This window comes from Elstera litoralis (assembly GCF_000963705.1).
Classification (GTDB): Bacteria; Pseudomonadota; Alphaproteobacteria; order Elsterales; family Elsteraceae; genus Elstera; species Elstera litoralis.
Genome location: NZ_LAJY01000685.1, coordinates 1 through 842, shown reverse-complemented (window position 1 = coordinate 842; position 842 = coordinate 1). Strand labels below are relative to the sequence as shown.

The window sequence follows — 842 nt, the reverse complement described above, 5'->3', positions numbered from 1 at the left end:
GATCAGCACGGGCTTTAAGTCCCAAACCTTCGCGGGTGTGGCGTCCGACGCAGGCTCGATCATTTCCGCCAGCGGGATGATGGCGAAGATTGATCAGTATAATCGCAACATTAGCATTGCGACCAATCGCATGAAGCTGATGGATAGCTCGCTTGCAGCGATCGACAAATCGATCAGCACGCTGAATGGCTATCTGGCGCAACTATCGGATGCGACGACGCCCCCGGATGTGCCCACGCTGGCAAAAGACCTCCTCAATCAGGTCACGGATTATCTGAACCTGAACGATGGCGAGCGCTATTTGTTCTCAGGCTCGAATGTGAATACCGCGCCGGTAAAGACGCTTTCTTATACCGCAGGTGTCGCGTCGACCGTTCCGGCCGCCCCCGTCCGGGACCCGGTCAATAACCCCACAGGTCCGCTTGATCGGGTGAATTCGGCGGTTGCCCCGCTAACGAACTATGACGCCGCAACCAAGACCTATTATCGCCCCGATCCCGATAATCCAGCCGTTTTACAAGCCTATAAGGCTGACCTTCCGCCCCTCACCACCATCGAGTTAATCCGTCAAGGCACGGATGACGCGATTGAGGCGGGACGCGTCGTCGAGGGCACTAATGGTGCCCGGGGCCGGATCATCTATCATTCCGCCACAACGGGGGGCGCGGAGACGGTTCGGGCTTATATTGAGCCGCTGAACGAGATCGCATTCTTGCCGAACGATAGTCTCATCATGAAGGACCTGACGCAGGTTGGGTCAAATTATGTTGAAGACACGCCGATCGCGCCTGCGGCCAACCGCACCTATACAATGATTGGCGGTTTGCGTAATGCCAATATCG

1 protein-coding gene is annotated in these 842 nt (G+C 56.5%); it reads left to right on the top strand.

Annotated elements, in window-relative coordinates; translation table 11 throughout:
• A partial coding sequence (locus VZ95_RS18975) for a hypothetical protein (RefSeq protein WP_045777253.1) occupies positions 1-842 on the top strand: 842 nt, incomplete at both ends.